This is a genomic window from Streptomyces sp. NPDC002328 (assembly GCF_042890065.1).
Lineage (GTDB): Bacteria > Actinomycetota > Actinomycetes > Streptomycetales > Streptomycetaceae > Streptomyces.
In genome coordinates this window covers 255,704-275,932 of record NZ_JBIARQ010000004.1, presented here as the reverse complement: position 1 = coordinate 275,932, position 20,229 = coordinate 255,704, and the positions used below count along the sequence as shown (strand labels likewise).

Below are 20,229 nucleotides of genomic sequence, written 5' to 3'. Positions count from 1 at the left end.
CGCTGAGCCCGCCGGACCCGCGTCACGCCGCCTCATCGCCGAGCGGGCGCGGGTTGGGCACGACCTTCCGGGCCGCGGGGCGTCCCGGAGCCCTGAGGAAGAACGCCAGCACCGCGGAGGCCAGCCCGATGCAGCCCGCGATGACGAACGCGCCCTCGTAGTCCCACGCACCCACCACCACCGCGCCCATGCCGGAGCCCACCAGCCCGGAGATCAGCTTCGAGCTGTAGACCATGCCGTAGTTGGTGGCGTTGTTGTTCTCGCCGAAGTAGTTCGCCGTCATGGCCGCGAACAGCGGGAAGATCGCGCCGCCGCCGAAGCCGGAGACCATGGAGCAGAACAGGAAGAACGGCATGCTGCCCATCTGGCCGGAGACCAGCACCCCGAACTGGGCGGCGCCGAGCACCAGACAGACGATGACCAGTGTGTTGCGGCGGCCGGAGCGGTCGGAGATCCAGCCGATGACGCCGCGTCCCGTGCCGTTGACGATGGCCTTCAGGGACATCGCCGTGGCCACGATGCCGCCCGCGAACCCCATCTCCTTGCCGAACGGCACCTGGAAGGCGATGCCGAAGATTTTGATGCCGGCCGTGCAGAGCAGACAGAACCACATCATCCACAGGACGGGGGTACGGGCGGCCTCCTTCGGCGTGTACTGCTTCACGGCCGGGGGGTTCTTCTCCAGCGCCCGGCGGATCTTCGGGTCGTCGGTCATCCGGAGCGGGTCCACGTGCGGCGGCCACCAGTTCTTCGGCGGGTCCTTGAAGAACCAGCCCGCGAAGGCGACGACCGAGCAGCAGACGACGCCCACCGTCACCAGCACGCCCTGGTAGTTGCTCAGGTCCATGTACGAGGTGAACAGGAACACGAAGGGCACCGAGCCGTAGGCGAAACCGCCGTTGACCATGCCGGTCTTGCCGCCCTTGCGCTCCGGATACCACTTGCCGACCATGTTGACGCAGGTCGCGTAGACCAGGCCGGCGCCGATGCCGCTGAACATGCCGAACCCCAAGTAGGCGACGATCACGTGCGGCGCGAACGCCAGGGCGACGTAACCGCAGACCGTGCCCAGCGCGCCGAGCATCATCGCGTACCGCGCGGGGAGTCTGCCGCTCTCGCGCAACCGCCCGGCGGGGAAGGCCACCGCGGCCTGGAAGAACACCCAGACGCCCATCAGCCAGAAGATGTGCCCGCTGTTCCACAGATGGGCCTCGTGCAGCGTGTCCTCGGCCGACGTGAACGCGTACTCCGAGGAGCTGATGCCCAGCATGCCCATCCACGGGAAGAGCACCATCGTCCATCGTGGCCGCCCCATGATGTCGCGGTCGGTCTCGCCGATCCGGTACACGCGGCCGTTGCGGTCGGTCACCTCCCGGCAGGGGAGGGCCGTCGAGAAGTCGGTGGTTGTCATGTGCGTCGCACCCCTTGCGGTCGAAAGTTCTGGCCAGCGCCCCCTGTCCAATGCCTTTCGTGTGCGCACGGGCCCCGGGGCGGCCGACGCGTGCCGTCGGCCGTCCCGGGGGCCGGTCACCTCATCGACCGCCCCCCATCAGCCCGGCGGCCCGCGCCCACCGGTACTTCGCGGCGAGCACCGCCACCGGCTTCTCCGTCGTGTACGGGTAGGCCACGACGCCCCGCTCGTACAGGTACTGGCAGGCCTCCTCGACCTCCACGTCGCCCGCCAGCGACGCCACCACGGGCTTCTCGACGCCGCGCTCGCGGAACTCGGCGACCACGCGCGCGGTGAGCTCGGCGAAGACCATCGGGGGAGTGACGATGGTGTGCCAGTAGCCGAGGACGAGCGCGTGGACGCGCGGATCCTCCAGGCCGAGCCGGATCGTCGCCTCGTACGTCGACGGCGGCTCGCCCCCGGTGATGTCGACCGGGTTGCCCGCGGCCCCGAAGGGCGGGATGAACCGCCGGAAGGACGCGTCGAGGTCCGGCGGGATCTCCATCAGCGTCAGCCCGTTGTCGCTCACCGCGTCGGACAGCAGCACACCGCTGCCGCCCGCGCCCGTGATGATGACGACGTTGTCGCCCCGGGGAGTGGGAAGCACCGGCAACGCGCGCGCGTACTCCAGCAGGTCGTTCAGTCCGGGCGCCCTGATCACGCCGGCCTGCCGCAGGATGTCGTCGTAGACGGCGTCGTCGCCCGCCAGCGCGCCCGTGTGCGAGCCCGCGGCCCTCGCGCCCGCCGCCGTGCGCCCGGCCTTCAGCACGACGACGGGCTTCTTCGGCACGGTCGCGCGCGCCGCCTCGACGAAGGCGCGCCCGTCCTTGAGGTCCTCCAGGTGCATCGCGATGCAGTCGGTGCGCGGGTCCTCGCCGAACCAGGTCAGCAGGTCGTCCTCGTCCAGGTCCGCCTTGTTGCCGAGCCCCACGATCGCCGACACGCCCGTCTTCGTCGTCCGCGCGAAGCCCAGGACGGCCATCCCGATGCCCCCGGACTGCGAGGTCAGCGCCACGCCGCCCTTGACGTCGTACGGCGTGCAGAACGTGGCGCACAGGTCCTGCCAGGTCGAGTAGTAGCCGTAGATGTTGGGCCCCAGCAGCCGGATGCCGTGCCGCTCGGCGACCGCTACGATCTCCGCCTGGAGTCCGTGCTCCCCGATCTCCGCGAACCCCGAGGGGATCAGCACGGCGTTGGGGATCCGCTTGCGTCCCACCTCCTCCAGGGCCGAGGCCACGAACTCCGCGGGGATCGCGAAGACCGCCACGTCCACCTCGCCGGGGACGTCGGCGACGCTCTTGTACGCCTTGCGGCCCAGAATGTCGTCGGCCCGGGGATTCACCGGATGGATCTCCCCGGCGAAGCCCCCGTCGACCAGGTTGCGCATCACCGAGTTGCCGATCTTGCCCTGGGTGTCGGACGCGCCGATCACGGCGACGGACGAGGGCTGCATCAGCCGGCGCATCGAGGTGAGGATCTCCTCGCGCGTGTACGTCCGCCTGGGCTTCGGCAGGTCCTCCGCGAGGATGACACGGACGTCGGCCGCGACCGCCCCGTCCGCCGTCGCCACCACCGGGTTGAGATCGACCTCCCCGATCTCCGGGAAGTCCGCGACCAGTTGGGACACACGCCTGATCTGCTCGGCGACCGCCCACCGGTCCACGCCGGCCTGCCCGCGCACCCCACGCAGGATCTCCGCCGACCGGATCGAGTCCAGCATGGACAGCGCCTCGTCGGCGTCCACGGGCGCGAGCCGGAAGGTGACGTCCTTGAGGACCTCCACCAGCACCCCGCCCAGCCCGAACGCGACGACCTTCCCGAACGTCGGGTCGGTGACCGCGCCGACGATGACCTCCTGGCTCTTCGGCAGCAGCTCCTGGATCTGCACGCCGTCGATGCGCGCCGACGCGTCGTACGCGCGCGCGTTGTCGACGACGGTGTGGAACGCGGCCCTCACGTCCCCCGCGCCCTCGACGCCGACGACCACTCCGCCGGCGTCGGTCTTGTGCGGGATGTCCGGGGAGACGATCTTCATCACGACGGGGCCGCCGAAGCGCGCCGCGTACGCCACCGCCTCCTCGACGTCGGTCGCTAGCTCCTCGCCCGGCACGGCGATCCCGTACGCGTCGGCGATCACCTTGCCCTCCGGCGCGGTCAGCACGGTCCGCCCCTCGGCGCGCACCGCGTCGAGCAGCGCGCGCACCCGCGGTCGCCGGTCGTCGGCCATCACGTCAGATCACCCCGTTCGACTTGAGCAGACGCAGCTCCTCGTCGCCGAGCCCCAGCTCGCCGGCGAACACCTCTTCGTTGTGCTCGCCGAGCAGCGGCGAACCGGTCACCTCGACGGGGGAGTCGGAGAGCTTGAGCGGGCTGCCGACGGTCACGAACTCGCCCCGCTCCGGGTGCGGCACCCGCACCACCATATCGTTGGCGATCAGCGACTCGTCCTCGATGATCTCCTTCGTGGACAGGATCGGCCCGCACGGGATGCCGTGGGCGTTGAGCCGCTCCAGCACCTCCCACTTGGGCAGCGTCGAGGACCACTCCTCGATCAGCTGGAACATCTTGTTCAGCTTGGGCAGCCGGGCCTGCGGCGTCGCCCATTCGGGGTCGTCCGCCAGTTCGGGCCGGCCGATGAGCTCGCTGATCGGCTGCCAGCCGACGGGCTGGACGATGACGTACACGTAGTCGTTCGGGCCGCCGGGAGCGCACTTGACGGCCCAGCCGGGCTGGCCGCCGCCGGACGCGTTCCCGGACCGGGGAACCTCGTCGCCGAAGTCGTCGTTGGGATATTCACGGAGCGGGCCATGCGCCAGCCGCTGCTGGTCCCTCAGCTTCACCCGGCAGAGGTTGAGGACGGCATGCTGCATGGCCACGTTGACCCGCTGACCGCGCCCGGTGCTCTCGCGCTGGAACAGCGCCGCGAGGATCCCCGCCACGGCGTGGACCCCCGTGCCCGAGTCCCCTATCTGGGCCCCCGTCGCCAGCGGCGGTCCGTCCTCGAAACCGGTGGTCGCCATAGAACCGCCCATGGCCTGAGCGACGACCTCGTACGCCTTGAACGCGGTGTACGGGCCGTCCCCGAACCCTTTGATGGAGGCATAGACGATCCGTGGATTGATCTCCTGGATGCGGTCCCAGGTGAAGCCCATCCGGTCGACCGCGCCCGGACCGAAGTTCTCGACCATGACGTCGGAGCGCCGGATCAGCTCGGTGAGGAGTTCCCTGCCGCGCTCGGTCTTGGTGTTGAGGGTGATGCTGCGCTTGTTGCAGTTGAGCATCGTGAAGTAGAGGGAGTCGACGTCCGGCAGGTCGCGCAGCTGTCGGCGCGTGATGTCACCGGAGGGCGCCTCCAGCTTGACGACGTCCGCGCCGAGCCAGGCGAGCAGCTGGGTCGCCGACGGCCCGGACTGGACGTGCGTCATGTCCAGGACGCGCACGCCCTGGAGAGCCTTGGCGGAAGCCGCTTCGGTGGATGCCGCGTCGGTAGAAGCCTGGGTCATGACAAGGGCTCCTCACTTGTACATGGTCTGGTTCATGGTTCCGGGGGCGTAGGCGTCGGGGTCGACCCAGACGTTGATCAGCGAGGGCTTCCCGGACTCCCGGGCGCGCCGCAGCGCGGGGCCGATGTCGGCGGGGTCGCGCACCTCCTCGCCGTAGCCGCCCAGCATCCGCGCGAACTGGTCGTAGTGGACGTCGCCGAGCGTGTTGCCGACCCGCTGGCGCTCGGGGCCGTACTTGGCGGCCTGGCCGTAGCGGATCTGGTTCATGGAGGAGTTGTTGCCGACGATGCCGACGAAGGGGAGGTCGTAGCGGACGAGGGTCTCGAAGTCCCAGCCGGTGAGGGAGAACGCGCCGTCGCCGAAGAGGGCGACGACCTCCTTGTCGGGCCGCGCCTGCTTGGCCGCGAGCACGAAGGGGACGCCGACGCCGAGGGTGCCCAGCGGTCCCGGGTCCATCCAGTGGCCCGGCGACTTGGGCTGGACGACCTGCCCGGAGAAGGTGACGATGTCGCCGCCGTCGCCGATGTAGACGGAGTCCTCGGTGAGGAAGTCGTTGATCTCGCCGACCAGCCGGTAGGGGTGGATGGGCGAGGCGTCCGACCGCAGCTGCGGCAGCCGCTTCTCGACCGCGGCCTGCTCGGCGGCGCGCAGTTCGTCCAGCCACTCCTTGCGCTTGGACGCGCCCCCGTTCAGGCGTCCGGAGGCGGCCTCGGTCACCGACTTCAGCACCAGGCCGGCGTCGCCGACGATGCCCAGGCCGATGTCGCGGTTCTTGCCGACGGTCCGGTAGTCGAGGTCGATCTGCACGACGGTGGCGTCCGGCGACAGCCGCTTGCCGTAGCCCATGCGGAAGTCGAAGGGCGTGCCGACGATCACGATGACGTCGGCGCGGGAGAAGGCGTAGCGGCGCGACAGCTGGAAGTGGTGGGGGTCGCCGGGGGGCAGGGTGCCGCGGCCGGCGCCGTTCATGTAGGCGGGGACGTTCAGCGTGCGGACCAGTTCGACGGCCGCCTCGGTGCCGCGGGTCGTCCACACCTGGCTGCCCAGCAGGATCGCCGGCTTCTCGGCGTGCGTGAGCAGGTCGGCGAGCCGCTCGACGGCTTCGGGGTCGCCGGCCGAGCGGGTCGAGGCACGGTAGGCACCGGTCTTCGGCACCCGGGCCTCGGCTGTGGGCACCTTGGCGTCGAGGACGTCGCGCGGGATCTCCAGGAAGGAGGGGCCGGGCGCGCCGTGGTAGCACTCGCGGAACGCCATGGACACCATGTCCGCCGCGCGGGCCGTGTCGGGGACGGTCGCCGAGAACTTGGTGATCGGCGTCATCATGTCGACGTGCGGCAGGTCCTGGAGGGACCCCATCTTGTGCTGGGTCAGGGCGCCTTGGCCGCCGATCAGCAGCATCGGGGACTCCGCGCGGAAGGCGTTGGCGACTCCGGTGACGGCGTCGGTGGTGCCGGGTCCGGCCGTGACGACCGCGCAGCCGGGCCTGCCGGTGATGCGGGCGTAGCCGTCGGCGGCGTGGGCGGCGACCTGTTCGTGGCGGACGTCGACGACTTCTATGCCCTCGTCGACGCAGCCGTCGTAGATGTCGATGATGTGGCCTCCGCACAGGGTGTAGATGCGGTCGACGCCCTCGGCCTTCAGCGCCTTGGCTACGAGATGACCACCGGAGATCACGTCCTGGGTGTCGTCGGGCATGGCGAATTCCCGTCCCTTCATGGGGGTTGGAAGGCTCACGCGGTACATTGCATACAGTCGACGAATACTGTATGGATCTCGTTATCCCGCATCCGGTGGGTGGTGTCCAGGGGGCGTGCGGCACTTTCGGTCATCGCGGACCCGCGGCCGGCGGGGGAGTGGCGCCCGTGTCATGGTCCCGCCCCGGGGAGGCCGCGCGGCCGGGCGCCCCCGGGCGGGTGGATACGCAGGTGAAAGGCACTCCCAAAGCTTGGTATTGTTGTGCATGTCGCCGCGGGGGGAGCACCCGCGCGGTGGCAGACACCTGGTCCGGGTGGCGGAATGGCAGACGCGCTAGCTTGAGGTGCTAGTGCCCTTTATCGGGCGTGGGGGTTCAAGTCCCCCCTCGGACACTCAATCGATCGGCCGACCGATCGACGGACACTCACCCGCACCCGGGACCCCGGGGGCGGGTTTTGTCGTTTCTTTGCTTTTCGTTCAGCTCCTTGCCGCGCCTCTCGCCATACCTCCCGAATGCCGCGGAAGCTCGTTTATCGCTTCCGCTCCGGAGGGCCTGTCGCGCGACTGTCGACGAACTGTCTGACGGACCGTCAATGACCGTCAAGAGCGCGTATGTTGGCGGTCGTTGATCGCATCTTGTGGTGATACGATCACGGCGCTTGTAGAGCGGGCGGATGGGTGGAAGACGACATCCCCGACTACGGGGACAGTCCGGGCGGTGACCCCGGTGCGGGTCCGCCGGTCCACCCGCGTTGACGGGAATTCAGCACTGGCCGTCAGTCGCCTGAAGAGAGTCTTATGACTGATTACATACAGAACCCGGTATTCTGGGCTCTCCTCGTCGCCGTGATCGTCGCAGTCGCCCTCATTGTTCGCCAGCGGAGGGCAGCGCGTACGTTAAGGCAGGAGTTCGCAGATCTCAGGGCTCAGCACACCGAGCTGGAGAACGGGTACGCGAAATCCGTCGAGGCAGCTCAGGAAAGAGCCGAAGAGGCAACCAAAACCGTCCTGAAGTCCGCGATGCGGACGCTTCAGGGCCTTGCCGCGGAACAGCAGTTGATTGTTTCCCGGCTCCAGAACAAATACGGCGAGTCGGTCATCCTCCAGGACCTCCTGGAGATCGACCACACGAACTCCCAGTTCGGCCGTCGCGCCCAGTCCATCGCGGTCCTCTGCGACGGCTGGCTCGGCCGCCAGCGTGACGTGGCCTCGGTCTACGACGTGGTCCGCAGCGCGCAGGGCAGGATCCGGCACTACCGGCGGGTGGAAATCCTCTCGCAGGTCGATTTCGGCATCACGAGCCGCGCCGTCGAACCGGTGGCACTGGCCCTCGCCGAAATGCTCGACAACGCCACCAGCTATTCCAGCCCGGACACCGTCGTCGAAATCAATATCCGCACCGTGCCCAAGGGCATTTGCATCGTCGTCGACGACGCCGGTGTCGGTATGAACGACGAAGAGCGGGCCCGCGCGGAGAAACTCCTCTCGAGCGAACGCGTCTCGGGCGTCTCCGCGCTCGGCAACCCGCCGCAGTTTGGTTTCGCGGTGATCGGCGTGCTCGCCGAACGCTTCGGCTTCGAGGTGTCGGTGGACTCCACCTCGCCCTACGGCGGCGTACGGGCGGTCCTCCTCCTGCCGCACGACCTGCTCACCAACGCGCCCGAGCAGAAGGAGCCGGCACCGGTCGTCGCCGCCGCTCCCGCCCCCGCGCCCACCCGCGGCGGCCCCGAGTCGACGCAGGCCGCGCCCAGCACCACCTCCGACGGACTGCCCAAGCGGCGCCGCAAGCGGCCGATGGCCATCGTGCCGGGCAGCGCGTCGAACGCCCCCACTCCCGCCCGCTCGGGCGCGGAGACGGCGGCGATCATGGGCGCGTTCCAGCGCGGCACCCAGTCGGGCCGGCGGGCCACCCCTGCGGACTCCGCGGACCAGTCGAGCAGCACACGTGGTGCGAGAAACGAAGGGCATGAGTTCTCGTGAACGACGATCTGTCATGGATGCTTGACAGCGCCCTGGAGATTCCCGGGGCCCTGCACGCCGTCCTGATATCCGCCGACGGCCTGCTGATGGCCCGGACGCAGGACTTCGGCAAGGACGACGCGGACCGGGTGGCCGCCGCGATGAGCGGTGTGCAGTCGCTCAGCCGCTCCCTCGCCTTCTTCTGCGAGGACGCCACCCAGAGGTGGCGGCAAACGCTCGTCGAGTTCGACGGGGGCTGGGTCTTCCTGATCTCCGCGGGCGAGGGAGCCTACCTCGGCGTCTCCGCCTCACCGGAGGTCGACATGGCGGACATCACCTTCCGGATGCAGCAGCTCGTCGGCCAGCTCGGCAAGGCGCTGACGACGCCGCCGCGCGAGAACCTCGGCGTACGGTCATGACCGGTTTCGACGAACTCGAGCCGCAGACGCCGGAGTTAGTGCGTCCGTACGTCATCACCAAAGGACGCGGACTGCCCGATGAGGGGCAGCTCTCCCTCATCACCCTGGTCACGGCCGTCGCCGACCACCAGCAGCGGCCCACCCGGCTGTCGCCGGAGGAGCAGAAGCTGCTCGACCTGTGTTCGGCCGGTTATCTCTCGGTCGCCGAGATCGCGGGGCACACCCAACTGCCCCTCGGCGTGGTGAAGATCCTGCTCGCCGCCCTCACCGAGGGCGGCTACCTCATCACCCGCCCGCCCGTGCAGCGGGCGCCCCTCGCCGACCGGGAGATCCTGGAGGAGGTGCTGAATGGTCTCAGGGCCAAGTTTGGATGAGCAGGCGTACGTGCGCGGCGGCGCGACGCAGACAGCCGTCAAGATCCTCGTCGTCGGCCACTTCGCGGTGGGCAAGACCACGTTCATCGGGGCGATCTCCGAGATCGAACCGCTGTCCACCGAGGAGACGATGACGCGGGCCGCCGAGTCCATCGACGACCTCAAGGGCGTCCAGGGCAAGACCACCACCACGGTCGCCATGGACTTCGGCCGCCTCACCATCAGCGACCGCGTCGTCCTCTATCTGTTCGGAACGCCGGGCCAGCAGCGTTTCGTGCAGATGTGGGAGGACATGGCCCGCGGAGCGCTCGGCGCGCTGGTGCTGGTCGACCCCGAGCGGCTCGCCGACTCCTTCGCCGTGATCGACCTCATCGAGCAGTACGGCCTGGACTACGCCATCGCCGTCAACCACTTCGACGGCAGCCCCCTGCGGGACGAGATCGCCCTGCGCGAGGCGCTGGACCTGCTCGACGACACCCCCGTCGTCACCTGCGACGCGCGGGACGAGCAGTCGTCGGCCGAAGCGCTGATCACTCTCGTCCGCCACTTGCAGGACCGTGCCCACTAGGAGCAGACATGGACCAACCCACCGCTCCGGTGCCCCCTCCCGGGTGCCCGGCGCACCACACCGGCGGCCGAGTGCCGCTGCACGGGCCGGAGTTCGCCGCCGACCCGCAGGCCTACTACGCCTATCTGCGGCACTACGGGCCCACCGCGCCCGTCGAACTCGCCCCGGGCGTCGAGGCCACCCTCGTCACCGACTACGCCACCGCGCTGCATCTCCTCCAGGACTCGGCCTCGTTCCGCAAGGACGCGCGCCGCTGGCGTGACTTCAACGAGGGCAAGATCGCTCCGGACAGCCCGGTCGTGCCGCTCCTGTCGTACCGGCCGAACTGCATGTTCAGCGACGGCGCGGATCATCTGAGGCTGCGTCAGGCGATCACGGACAGCATGGCGCGCATCGGCTCGCGCCGGCTGAGCCAGTCCACCGAGCGGATCTCCGACTTCCTCATCTCCCAGTTCGGCGCGCGCGGTTCGGCCGACCTGGTCGGCGGTTACGCCAGGCAGCTGCCGCTGTTCGTGTTCAACGAGCTGTTCGGCTGCACCGCCGACATCGGCGACCGCGTCTTCTTCGGCATCTCCGGCATGTTCGACGGAGTCAACGCCGAGAAGGCGATCGCCGTCCTGTTCGAGGCCGTCGGCGAACTCATCGCGCTCAAGCGCGCCAAGCCCGGCGACGACGTCACCTCCTGGCTGATGCAGCATCAGTCCGGACTCACCGACGAGGAGATGGTGCACCAGCTGGCACTGCTGCTCGGGGCGGGCGCGGAGGCGCTGGTCAACCTCATCGGCAACACCCTGCACCGTCTGCTCACCGACGACCGGTACGCCTACAAGGGCGGACTGATCGAGGAGGCGCTCGACGACACGCTGTGGGAGAACCCGCCGATGACGAACTACGCGGCCCACTACCCGGTGGCCGACATGGAGTTCGCCGGCCAGAAGCTCTCGGCGGGCGACCTGGTGCTGGTGAGCTTCGCGGCGGCCAACACCGGTCCGGCACTGTCGGCGGCCCGGCAGGCGGGCAGCAACCGGGCGCACCTCGCGTGGAGCGCGGGGCCGCACGCCTGCCCGTCCAAGGACCCGGCCCGGCACATCGCCGTCGCGGCCATCGAGAACCTGCTCAACCAGCTGCCCGACGTCGAACTCTCCGTTCCCGAGGACAGTCTGACGTGGCGTCCGGGCGCGTTCAGCCGAGGTCTGACCACCCTCCCCGCCCGGTTCACGCCCGTTCAGCCGGTGCGCCGGCCAGCCGCGCAGACCCGTACGGAGGCGCCCGCGGCGCCGGCCGCGGGAACCGGTCGCAGGGGCGAACGCGGGGGTATGTGGAGCCAGTTCCTCAACTGGCTGACGAGGTGATTCACGCGACATCCACAGGCTCCTCGGAAACTGCATGAAGTTTCAATCGCGGGGGTAGTGAGCAACGCGGAATCCGTGTTGCTCACGAGAAGAAGGAGGTGTCGTGGACCTCATGCGCCTCGACGCCGATCCCGTCAGACCCCCCACCGGACGGCCACAGCCCGCGCCGCACATATCGTGGGGGCGCACCACCGCCCGCATATCCCGGGGGCGCTCCGCCGCCCCCACCGAACGGGCCCAACTCCACACGCAGGACAGCGAGATACCCGCCCCGTCAGGCGGGTATCTTCATGCCCGCCCCCTGGCCCACGGGGAGGCACGGTGACCGCCTCCGTCCTCAACGGGCATGGCAGAAACGGCGCTTCGACGCTCGGCGCCCTCACCACCGCCCAACTCTCCTGCCTGTGCGACGCCGTCGGGCTGAGCCCCGTCGACGCGGACACCTACGCCGCCGTCCTGACGGAGGCGCTGGGCGCGGCGGCCGAGCGGCCGCTGGACCTTCCGCCGCCCTCCCGCACCTTCCTCTCCGACGATCACACGCCGGTCGAGTTCTCGCTCTCCTTCCTCCCGGACGGCACCTCCGCACTGCGCGTCCTGGTCGAACCCGGCTGTGCGGCGGGCTCCCTCGCGCAGAACGGCCGCGTCGGACTGGACGCGATACGGGACATGGGGCGGCGGTGGGGCTTCTCCACCGACCGGCTCGACGAGCTGGAGGACCTCTTCCTCCCGCCCGCACCTCAGGGAGCCCTCGCCCTGTGGTGCGCGATGGAGCTGCGCGCCGGCGGCGTGCCGATGGTGAAGGTGTACCTGAACCCGGCCGCCAACGGAGCCGAACGGCAGGCCGAGACGGTGCAGGAGGCCCTGGACCGGCTCGGCCACCGGCAGGCGTTCGCCTCGCTGCCCGCCGCCGACGGCTATCCGTTCCTCGCCCTGGACCTGGGCGACTGGGAGAGTCCGCGGGTCAAGGTCTACCTGCGCCACGACCGCCTCTCGGCCACCGAGGCGGCCGAGCTGTCCCGCATGGATCCCGGCCCCGGCCCGGCCGAGATCGAACGGTTCTTCCGCACGGCGGCCGGGCTCGACGAGGGCGCGTTAGGCACGGAGGCCTTCTTCGAGACCGGACCCGACGGGGAGCCACGGCTCGCCGGCCGGCCCGTCCTGACGTGTCACGCCTTCACCGAGACGAGGAGCGGACGCCCGACCGGCTTCACGCTCCACATCCCCGTCCGCGGCTATGCGAGACACGACGGAGAGTCCCTGGCCCGCGCCACGGCACTCCTGCGTGACCTGGGCATGGACCCCGCGCCGCTGCCGAGCGCCCTGGCCGCCGTCACCTCACGCCGGCTGGAGGACGGGGTCGGGCTCCTCGCCTATCTGGCCCTGGCCCACCAGCAGGGCCGCCCGCCGCGCGTGACGACGTACATCTCCTCGGAGGCGTACGACGTCCGTCCGCCCGTCGTCCACCGGCCCGCGCGGGCCGCGACAGCGACCGGCTAGCGGGGCCCGCGGCGGCACAGAAACGCGAGGGGAGCCGTACGCCGACGCTGCCGGACCGCTCCCCTCACTCCCCGTCACGCCGTTGCCGCCCGAACCGCCCGGGCTGCACGGTGACGAGGTCGGGTGGTGGAGCGTCAAGTCGCGCTGCGAATAAGCCGGTTCGGTCATACGTCGCCGAGGTCACAAAGATACGGCTCCACGTTGACCTGGATCGACGCGCCTTCCGTCTGCCCGTACTGGCCGGCGATACCCCCGAGGTACGCGGCTATCTCCTTGCGCATGACCTCGGGTTCCGGGAGGACGGCGTCGCCCGTGACGATCCGGGCGATCCAGCGCGACTGGGCTTCCACGAGCCGGGTGATGGAGCCCAACGGCCTTACCAGACCGACGAAGTAGAGGCCGGGCCGGTCGGCGGCCACCACCCGCTTGTACAGCTCGACCGACCCCTGCGGGCCGACCGGGCAGCCCGCGGGCAGGAACGGGAAGGACATGCGGTAGCCGGTGCAGTACACGATCGCGTCGGCCCGTGCGGAGGTGCCGTCGGCGAAGACCACCCGGTCGCCGTCGAGTCGCTCGACGGCGGGCTTGGGGACGACCGCGCCGTGACGGATCCGGCTGAGGATCTCGTCCGAGATGGTGACGGCGGAGGCGAAGAGCGGGTGGTCGGGCTCGGGCAGCCCGTAGTCGGCGAGGCTGCCCCGGATGACGTGCAGGGCCTGTTCGACGAACTGCCGTTGTTCGGACAGGGACATGGCGGTCCACCAGGACGCGCGGGCGATCTCGTCGAGCGGCATCCCGTACAACTGCTTGGGCAGGACGTGCAGTCCCCGGCGTACGGACAGGAAGGTCCGTGCCGCGTGCCGGGAGAGGTCGGCGGCGATGTCCACGGCCGACGCGCCCAGCCCCACGACGACGACGTCCTGTCCGGCGTGGTCGCCGCCGTCGCGGTAGTCGAGGGCGTGCAGGATCCGGCCGGTGAAGGTGTCGGAGCCGGGCGGCGGGGCGGGCAGGGACGGCTCGGCGTTGTGCCCCGACGCGACGACGACGTGCGCGAAGCCGCGGGAGGCGCGCACGCCGCGGGCGTCGACGCTGACGACCGTCCAGGAGCCGTCGGCCTCCTGCCGTACGGACTCGACGGTCGTCCCGGTCTCGATGTGGTCCAGGACGCCGGCCCACTCGGCGAACGAGCGTAGATAGGCGGCGACTTCGCTGTGCCGGGGGTAGGTGGGGTAGGAGGCCGGCATCGGGTAGCCGGCGTAACCCGTCAGCTCCTTGGCCGTGTTGAGGTGCAGCGACAGATAGCCCGGGCCGCGCTCCCCGGCCTGCGGCCGACGCCAGATGCCGCCGACGTCCGACGACTGCTCCAGGCAGACGAAGTCGACGCCCCCGGACTTCAGCGCGTGCGCCGTCGCAAGCCCCGACAGACCCGCACCGATGAGACACACACGCACGACATCCCCCACAGGAACAACACCGACTTCACCGGACACGCGCAGTGAATGCCCAACCCGCACACCCCGCAACCCGCGAGATAGATCACAGGCGACCGGTGTGTGGGCCGATGTGTGGGCCGGAGCCAGTCGGCGCGCGGCCGTCGGGTCAGGCCTCGGCGGACGCCCACAGGCCCCGGACGTGCCCCAGGTGCCGGGTCATGACCTCGCGCACGGCCCGTTCGTCGCGGGCCGCCAACGCGTCCAGGAGTTCCAGGTGTTCCTCGGCGGAGGCGAGCAGGCGGCCCGAGGCGGAGAGGGCGGTCAGGCCGTAGAGGCGGGCCCGGCCGCGCAGGTCGCCGACCACCTCGACGAGGTGCTCGTTGCCGGCGAGGGCGAGCAGGCCCAGGTGGAAGCGGGTGTCGGCCTCGACGTAGGCGATGAGGTCGCCCACGCCGGCGGCGGCGACGATCTCGCGGGCGACCGGGCGCAGCGCCTCCAGCGAGTCCGGGTCGGCGGTCGTCGCCAGTGCGACCACCGTGGGGATCTCGATGAGCGCGCGGACGTGGGTGTACTCGTCGAGCTGCCTGTCGGAGACGTCGGTGACCCGGAACCCCTTGTTGGGGACGGCGTCGACCAGGCCCTCCTTGGCGAGGTCGAGCAGCGCCTCGCGCACGGGCGTCGCCGAGACGCCGAAGCGGGCGGCCAGCGTCGGGACCGAGTAGACCTCGCCGGGCCGCAGTTCACCCGCGATCAGCGCGGCCCGCAGGGCATCGGCGACCCGCTCGCGATAGCTGCTCCTGCGTCCGCCGAGCACGGGCAGCGCCGGTCCGGCGGGCTGTGCGGCTCCGGAGGCGAGGGGAACACCGCCGGCTCCGGAGGCGACGGAAGCACCGCCGGCTCCGGAGGCGACGGAAGCACCGCCGGTCACAGGACGAATCCCGCCGGGAACGGGTCGGTCGGGTCCAGCAGGTACTGGGCCGTGCCGGTGATCCAGGCGCGTCCGGTGAAACTGGGCAGGACCGCCGGACGCCCGGCAACCTCCGTCGTCCCGAGCAGCCGGCCCGTGAACCGCGTGCCGATGAACGACTCGTTCACGAACTCGGTGTGCAGCGGCAGTTCGCCCCGCGCGTGCAGTTGCGCCATGCGCGCGCTGGTCCCCGTGCCGCAGGGGGAGCGGTCGAACCAGCCCGGGTGGATGGCCATCGCGTGCCGTGAGTGACGGGCGGTCGCGCCGGGCGCGTACAGGTGCACATGGTGGCAGCCGCGGATCGAGGGATCCTCCGGATGGACGGGCTCCTCCTCGGAGTTGATCGCCTCCATCAACGACAGTCCGGCCCGCAGGATGTCGTCCTTGCGCGCACGGTCGAAGGGCAGCCCGAACTCCTCCAGCGGCAGGATCGCGTAGAAGTTCCCGCCGTACGCGAGGTCGTAGGTCACCGTGCGGCCGTCGGGCAGCGTCGCCTTGCGGTCCAGGCCGACCGCGAAGGAGGGGACGTTGCGCAGGGTCACGGCACGGGCCGCGCCGTCCTCGACCGCCACCTCGGCGACGACGAGCCCGGCGGGGGTGTCCAGGCGGATGGTGGTCACCGGTTCGACGACCTCGACCATGCCGGTCTCGACGAGCACGGTCGCCACCCCGATCGTGCCGTGTCCGCACATCGGCAGATAGCCCGAGACCTCGATGTAGACCACGCCCCAGTCGCAGTCCGGCCGGGTCGGCGGCTGGAGGATCGCGCCGCTCATCGCGGAGTGGCCGCGCGGCTCGTTCATCAGCAACTGCTTGATTTCGTCGCGGTGTTCACGGAAGTACAGCCGCCGCTCGTTCATCGTCGCGCCGGGAATCGTGCCGATCCCGCCGGTGATCACCCGGGTGGGCATGCCCTCGGTGTGCGAGTCGACGGCGTGCAGGACGAGTTTGCTGCGCATGAGGTCCCCTCCTGGGGCGGCTGAGGTCCCCTTCTGAGGGGCGGCTGAAGTCCCCTTTCGGGGCGGACGGTTACGCGAGTCCCGCGGCGACGGCCTTCTCGGTGGCCGCCCGCACGGCCGCCTCCTGCTCCGGGAGCAGCGGCACCCGCGGAGGCCGGCAGGGGCCGCCGTGCCGGCCGACGACGTCCATCGACAGTTTGATGGCCTGGACGAACTCGACGCGCGAGTCCCAGCGCAGCAGCGGGTGCAACTCCCGGTACAGGGGCAGCGCTTCCGTGAGGTCGCCGGCCACTGCGGAGCGGTACAGCTCGACCGAGGCGCGGGGGAGCGCGTTGGGGTAGCCGGCCACCCAGCCCTTCGCGCCGGCCACCGCCAGCTCCAGCAGCACGTCGTCCGCCCCGATCAACAGGTCGAGTTCCGGGGCGAGTTCGGCGATGCGGTAGGCGCGGCGGACGTCGCCCGAGAACTCCTTCACCCCTTGGACGAGACCCTCGCCGTGCAGCCGGGCGAGCAGTTCCGGCACGAGGTCGACCTTGGTGTCGATCGGGTTGTTGTACGCCACCACGGGCAGTCCGGCCTTCGCCACCTCCGCGTAGTGCGCCACCACCGACCGCTCGTCGGCGCGGTAGGCGTTGGGCGGCAGCAGCATGACCGCCCCGCAGCCGGCCGCACCGGCCTGCTCGGCCCAGCGGCGCGCCTCCGCCGAGCCGTAGGCGGCCACGCCCGGCATCACCCGTTCACCGCCGATCGCGGCCACCGCGGTCTCCACGACCCTGGCGCGCTCCTCGGGGGTGAGCACCTGGTACTCGCCGAGCGAGCCGTTCGGCACGACGCCGTCGCAGCCGTTCGCGACGAGCCAGGCGCAGTGGTCGGCGTAGCGGTCGTAGTCGACGCGGAGGTCGTCGTCGAGGGGGAGCGCGGTGGCGACGAGGACGCCGCGCCAGGGGCGGGCTGTCGGGTCGGTCATGCGGGAGCCTCTTCTCGGTGGGCGGGCGTCAGGGGCGGTGGCGTATGTCAGTCGGTTCCGCAGGTCGCGTCGGGCGGGGCGTCGTCAGGCTTGCTCGGCGCAGGGGTTCGGCGGGGCGGCGCGGCCAGCGCTCCCAGCGGCACCGGGCGCGCCAACATCCGTCTGGCAGGCGTGAGTTCGCAGCCCGCGACACCCGCGACTCCTGCCTCGCACATCCTGCCCTGGCACCAGCCCATGCCCGCCCGGGTCAGCAGCTTCACGGTGCGCAGGTCGCCCGCGCCGAGTGAGCCGACGGCCTCGCGGACCGCGCCGGCGGTGACCTCCTCGCACCGGCACACCACCGTCGCGTCGGTCACCCGCTCCTCCCACCGCACGGGAGCCGCGTACACGCCGTCCAGCTCCGCCGCGAACGCCCGATGCCGGGCGCGAGCCCGCACGGCGGCGGACCGTCCCCGCAGGTCGGGCGCGATGCCGAGGAGGCGGGCGGCGGCGGATCGTCCGGCGAGATGCCCCTCGGCGAGGGACAGGGCCGAGCCGCCGACGCCCGTGGCCTCCCCGGCGGCCCAGACGCCGGGGACGTCGGTGCGCTGCTCGTCGTCTACGCGGACGCTCGAACCGTCGAGACGGCAGCCGAGCCCTTCGGCGAGGTCGGTGTGCGGGAGCAGGCCGTGGCCGACGGCGAGGGTGTCGCAGGGCAGACGCCGCTCGGAACCGGGCACGACTCGGCCCCCGGCGTCGAGCGCGGCGACCGTGACGGCTTCCAGACGGTCACGCCCGTGCGCCTCCAACACGGTGTGACGTGCCATCACCGGCACCTGCCACCGCAGGAGTTGAGCGGCGAATCCCGCCGCCTCGACGAGCTTGGCGGGCTGGCCGGCGAGGACACGGGCCCGACGTGCGTAGTCGCTCCGGACGGAACCGCGTACGAGCCCCCCCGGGTCGGCCGACTCCACCAGGGCCACGACCCGCGCTCCGGCCGCCGCGAGACCGGTGGCGACGGGGAGCAGCAGCGGGCCGGTGCCGGCGACGACCGCCGTGCGGCCCGGCAGGACGAGGCCGCCCTTCAGCATGGCCTGCGCACCGCCCGCGGTGACCACGCCGGGCAGGGTCCACCCCGGGAACGGCAGCACCTTTTCGTACGCGCCGGTCGCCAGCAGCACCCCGTCCGCGTGGACGGCGGCCGACTCCTCCTGCCGTGCGCCGAGCAGCGCGTGCACGTCGAATCCCGTCGACTTCCGCTCCACGCACCACACATGATGGTCATTCAGATGCGTGACCCGCCCGGCGGCGACATGCGCCGTGAGCCCGTCGCGCAGACGCCGCCAGGTGCGCCACTGGTGGTGCAGCGCCTGCGGACGGCCGGCTCCGAGCGCGGCGGCCGGCTGCCGGTAGTACTGCCCACCCGCTTCGGCGGCCGAGTCGAGCAGGACGACGTGAATGCCCCGCGCGGCTGCCGCCAGGGCGGCGGCGAGTCCGGCCGGGCCCGCCCCGATCACGGCGAACACCGGAACCCGCTCGCCCGTCGCGGCCCACCCCCGCTCACTTCGCTCGCGGCCCGCACCCTGCTCAGTCATCGTGCCCCGTCCCCTCCTGGGTGCGGATGTCCGTGCCCGGTGCGGCCGGTGTCAGACAGGCCCGTTGGTTGGGGCGGCCGTCCACGGTGACCAGGCAGTCGAAGCAGACGCCGATCCCGCAGAAGACCCCGCGGGGACGGGACTCGCGCCGGGTGTCCCGCCAGGACATGATGCCCGCAGACCAGAGCGCCGCAGCGACCGTCTGTCCGGGCAGCGCCTCGATCTCCCGGCCGTCGAAGGTGACGGTGAACGGGGCTCCGGGCCGGGCCCGGACCAGCTCCAGCGGGTTCACGGCGCGTCCTCCTCGGCGAAGCGGTCGGGGCGGAACGGCGTCAGATCGAGGTCGGGCGTCTTGCCGGTCAGGACCTGCGCGATCAGGTGCCCGGTGCCGGTGGCGAGCCCGATGCCCGCCCCCTCGTGACCGCAGGCGTGGAACAGGCCGGGCACACGCGGATCCGGGCCGACGGCCGGCAGGTGATCCGGCATGTAGGGGCGGAAGCCGAGGTACGTGCGCATCGCCCTGACCTGCGACAGGAAGGGGAAGAGGCGGGTCGCGCCCGCAGCCAGCGCCCGTACGACGGGTAGGGAGAACGACCGGTCGAAGCCGACCCGTTCACGGCTCGCGCCGATCAGCACCGGCCCCGCCGCGGTGCCCTCGACGACCGGCGAGGTCTGGAGCGCGGCGGAGTCGCTGGCGACATCGGCCACGTAGTCGGCGGCGTACACCTTGTGCCGGACCCGGCGCGGTAGCGGCTCGGTGACCAGGACGAAGCCGCGGCGGGGGAGCACGGGCAGCCCCACGCCCGCGAGCGCGGCCACCTCCCCGCCCCAGGTCCCGGCCGCGTTCACCACGACCGGCGCGAGGAGGTCGCCCCGGTCGGTCCGTACGCCCCGTACCCTGCCGTCGGAGCCGCGCAGCACCCGTGTCACCGTCCGGCCGGTCTCCAGCCGTGCGCCCGACGCCCGTACGAGGTGGGCGGCGGCCAGGGTGGGCATGACCTGGGCGTCCTGGGGATAGAGGACGCCGCCCGCCAGGCCCGGCGCCAAGTACGGTTCCAGGTCGAGCAGTTGATCGGCGGCGACCTCGTCGGCGCGTACGCCCGCCGCACGCTGTCCGGCCGCCAGTTCCGTCAGGCTCGTCAGCGCCTCGGGCGTGGAGGCGACGACCAGTCCGCCCTTGGGCTCGTACTCGACCGCCGCGCCCAGCTCTTCGGCCAGCTCGTCCCACAACCTGCCCGAGAGCAGCGCCAGTTCGAGTTCGGGACCGGGCTCCTTGTCGGAGACGAGGAGGTTGCCCTCGCCCGCGCCCGTGGTGCCGCCGGCCACCGGGCCGCGGTCCACCACGACGACGTCCAGCCCCGCGCGCGCCGCGTACAGCGCGCAGGCGGCGCCCACCATGCCGGCGCCGACGACCACGACGTCACCCCTGGGATGGTTGGTCACGCCAGTAATATGTCACATGGTGCCGTCCGAGGGAACGGGACGAACGGGGTGAACGAGCCCGACCGGCAT

Annotated in this window: 17 protein-coding genes and 1 tRNA gene; 7 read left to right on the top strand and 11 right to left on the bottom strand. The window is 71.2% G+C overall.

The features are described 5' to 3' along the window. Nucleotides 1-22: 22 nt before the first annotated feature. The 4 genes from ACFYX4_RS13675 to ACFYX4_RS13660 all read right to left on the bottom strand — a co-directional run bounded on the left by ACFYX4_RS13675 (nt 23) and on the right by ACFYX4_RS13660 (nt 6,648). A complete protein-coding gene (locus ACFYX4_RS13675) occupies nt 23-1,411 on the bottom strand; it encodes an OFA family MFS transporter (protein WP_389330939.1) in 1,389 nt (462 codons plus the stop codon). A gap of 121 nt (nt 1,412-1,532) precedes the next feature. Further along, nucleotides 1,533-3,677 (bottom strand): acetate--CoA ligase family protein, encoded by a 2,145-nt coding sequence (locus tag ACFYX4_RS13670; RefSeq protein WP_389330936.1) that lies wholly within the window; start codon nt 3,675-3,677, stop codon nt 1,533-1,535. A gap of 4 nt (nt 3,678-3,681) precedes the next feature. Beyond that, the gene (frc, locus tag ACFYX4_RS13665) at nt 3,682-4,953 is read right to left on the bottom strand and encodes a formyl-CoA transferase (protein ID WP_389330933.1); all 1,272 of its coding nucleotides are present in this window, start codon (nt 4,951-4,953) and stop codon (nt 3,682-3,684) included. 12 nt (nt 4,954-4,965) lie between these two features. Then, nucleotides 4,966-6,648 carry a thiamine pyrophosphate-binding protein gene (locus ACFYX4_RS13660; protein ID WP_389330930.1) on the bottom strand — a complete coding sequence of 561 codons (1,683 nt, stop codon included), beginning with the start codon at nt 6,646-6,648 and terminating at the stop codon, nt 4,966-4,968. 307 nt (nt 6,649-6,955) lie between these two features. On the opposite strand from ACFYX4_RS13660, the gene ACFYX4_RS13655 reads away from it, so the two are divergent. From ACFYX4_RS13655 to ACFYX4_RS13625, 7 genes are all read left to right on the top strand, one after another. Then, a tRNA-Leu gene (locus ACFYX4_RS13655) sits at nt 6,956-7,040 on the top strand. Between the two features lie 406 nt (nt 7,041-7,446). Then, a complete protein-coding gene (locus ACFYX4_RS13650; protein WP_389330927.1) occupies nt 7,447-8,628 on the top strand; it encodes an ATP-binding protein in 1,182 nt (393 codons plus the stop codon). Next, on the top strand, nt 8,625-9,026 hold the full coding sequence (locus tag ACFYX4_RS13645) for a roadblock/LC7 domain-containing protein (RefSeq protein WP_389330924.1): 402 nt from the start codon (nt 8,625-8,627) through the stop codon (nt 9,024-9,026). Before ACFYX4_RS13650 ends, ACFYX4_RS13645 begins: the two co-directional genes overlap by 4 nt. After that, nucleotides 9,023-9,400, top strand: coding sequence for a DUF742 domain-containing protein (locus ACFYX4_RS13640; protein ID WP_389330921.1), 378 nt, complete (start codon nt 9,023-9,025; stop codon nt 9,398-9,400). Before ACFYX4_RS13645 ends, ACFYX4_RS13640 begins: the two co-directional genes overlap by 4 nt. Next, entirely contained in the window at nt 9,375-9,968 is a 594-nt protein-coding gene (locus ACFYX4_RS13635) for an ATP/GTP-binding protein (protein WP_389330918.1), read from the top strand. Before ACFYX4_RS13640 ends, ACFYX4_RS13635 begins: the two co-directional genes overlap by 26 nt. 8 nt (nt 9,969-9,976) lie before the next feature. After that, nucleotides 9,977-11,320, top strand: a complete 1,344-nt coding sequence (locus tag ACFYX4_RS13630) for a cytochrome P450 (protein ID WP_389330915.1) — start codon at nt 9,977-9,979, stop codon at nt 11,318-11,320. A gap of 321 nt (nt 11,321-11,641) precedes the next feature. Continuing rightward, nucleotides 11,642-12,817 carry a tryptophan dimethylallyltransferase family protein gene (locus tag ACFYX4_RS13625; protein ID WP_389330912.1) on the top strand — a complete coding sequence of 392 codons (1,176 nt, stop codon included), beginning with the start codon at nt 11,642-11,644 and terminating at the stop codon, nt 12,815-12,817. Nucleotides 12,818-12,981: 164 nt separating this feature from the next. On the opposite strand, the gene ACFYX4_RS13620 is transcribed toward ACFYX4_RS13625, so the two are convergent. From ACFYX4_RS13620 to ACFYX4_RS13590, 7 genes are all read right to left on the bottom strand, one after another. After that, on the bottom strand, nt 12,982-14,268 hold the full coding sequence (locus tag ACFYX4_RS13620; RefSeq protein ID WP_389330909.1) for a flavin-containing monooxygenase: 1,287 nt from the start codon (nt 14,266-14,268) through the stop codon (nt 12,982-12,984). A gap of 148 nt (nt 14,269-14,416) precedes the next feature. Then, complete coding sequence (locus ACFYX4_RS13615) at nt 14,417-15,070, bottom strand: GntR family transcriptional regulator (protein ID WP_389331725.1); 654 nt, start codon at nt 15,068-15,070, stop codon at nt 14,417-14,419. A gap of 104 nt (nt 15,071-15,174) precedes the next feature. Beyond that, on the bottom strand, nt 15,175-16,176 hold the full coding sequence (locus ACFYX4_RS13610; protein ID WP_389330906.1) for a proline racemase family protein: 1,002 nt from the start codon (nt 16,174-16,176) through the stop codon (nt 15,175-15,177). 70 nt (nt 16,177-16,246) lie between these two features. Beyond that, a complete protein-coding gene (locus ACFYX4_RS13605) occupies nt 16,247-17,143 on the bottom strand; it encodes a dihydrodipicolinate synthase family protein (RefSeq protein WP_389330903.1) in 897 nt (298 codons plus the stop codon). A 47-nt stretch (nt 17,144-17,190) separates the two neighbouring features. After that, nucleotides 17,191-18,717 carry an FAD-dependent oxidoreductase gene (locus ACFYX4_RS13600; protein WP_389330900.1) on the bottom strand — a complete coding sequence of 509 codons (1,527 nt, stop codon included), beginning with the start codon at nt 18,715-18,717 and terminating at the stop codon, nt 17,191-17,193. Then, a complete protein-coding gene (locus tag ACFYX4_RS13595; RefSeq protein ID WP_389330896.1) occupies nt 18,710-19,009 on the bottom strand; it encodes a (2Fe-2S)-binding protein in 300 nt (99 codons plus the stop codon). Before ACFYX4_RS13595 ends, ACFYX4_RS13600 begins: the two co-directional genes overlap by 8 nt. Then, nucleotides 19,006-20,160, bottom strand: coding sequence for an NAD(P)/FAD-dependent oxidoreductase (locus tag ACFYX4_RS13590; protein WP_389330893.1), 1,155 nt, complete (start codon nt 20,158-20,160; stop codon nt 19,006-19,008). Before ACFYX4_RS13590 ends, ACFYX4_RS13595 begins: the two co-directional genes overlap by 4 nt. Nucleotides 20,161-20,229 lie beyond the last annotated feature (69 nt).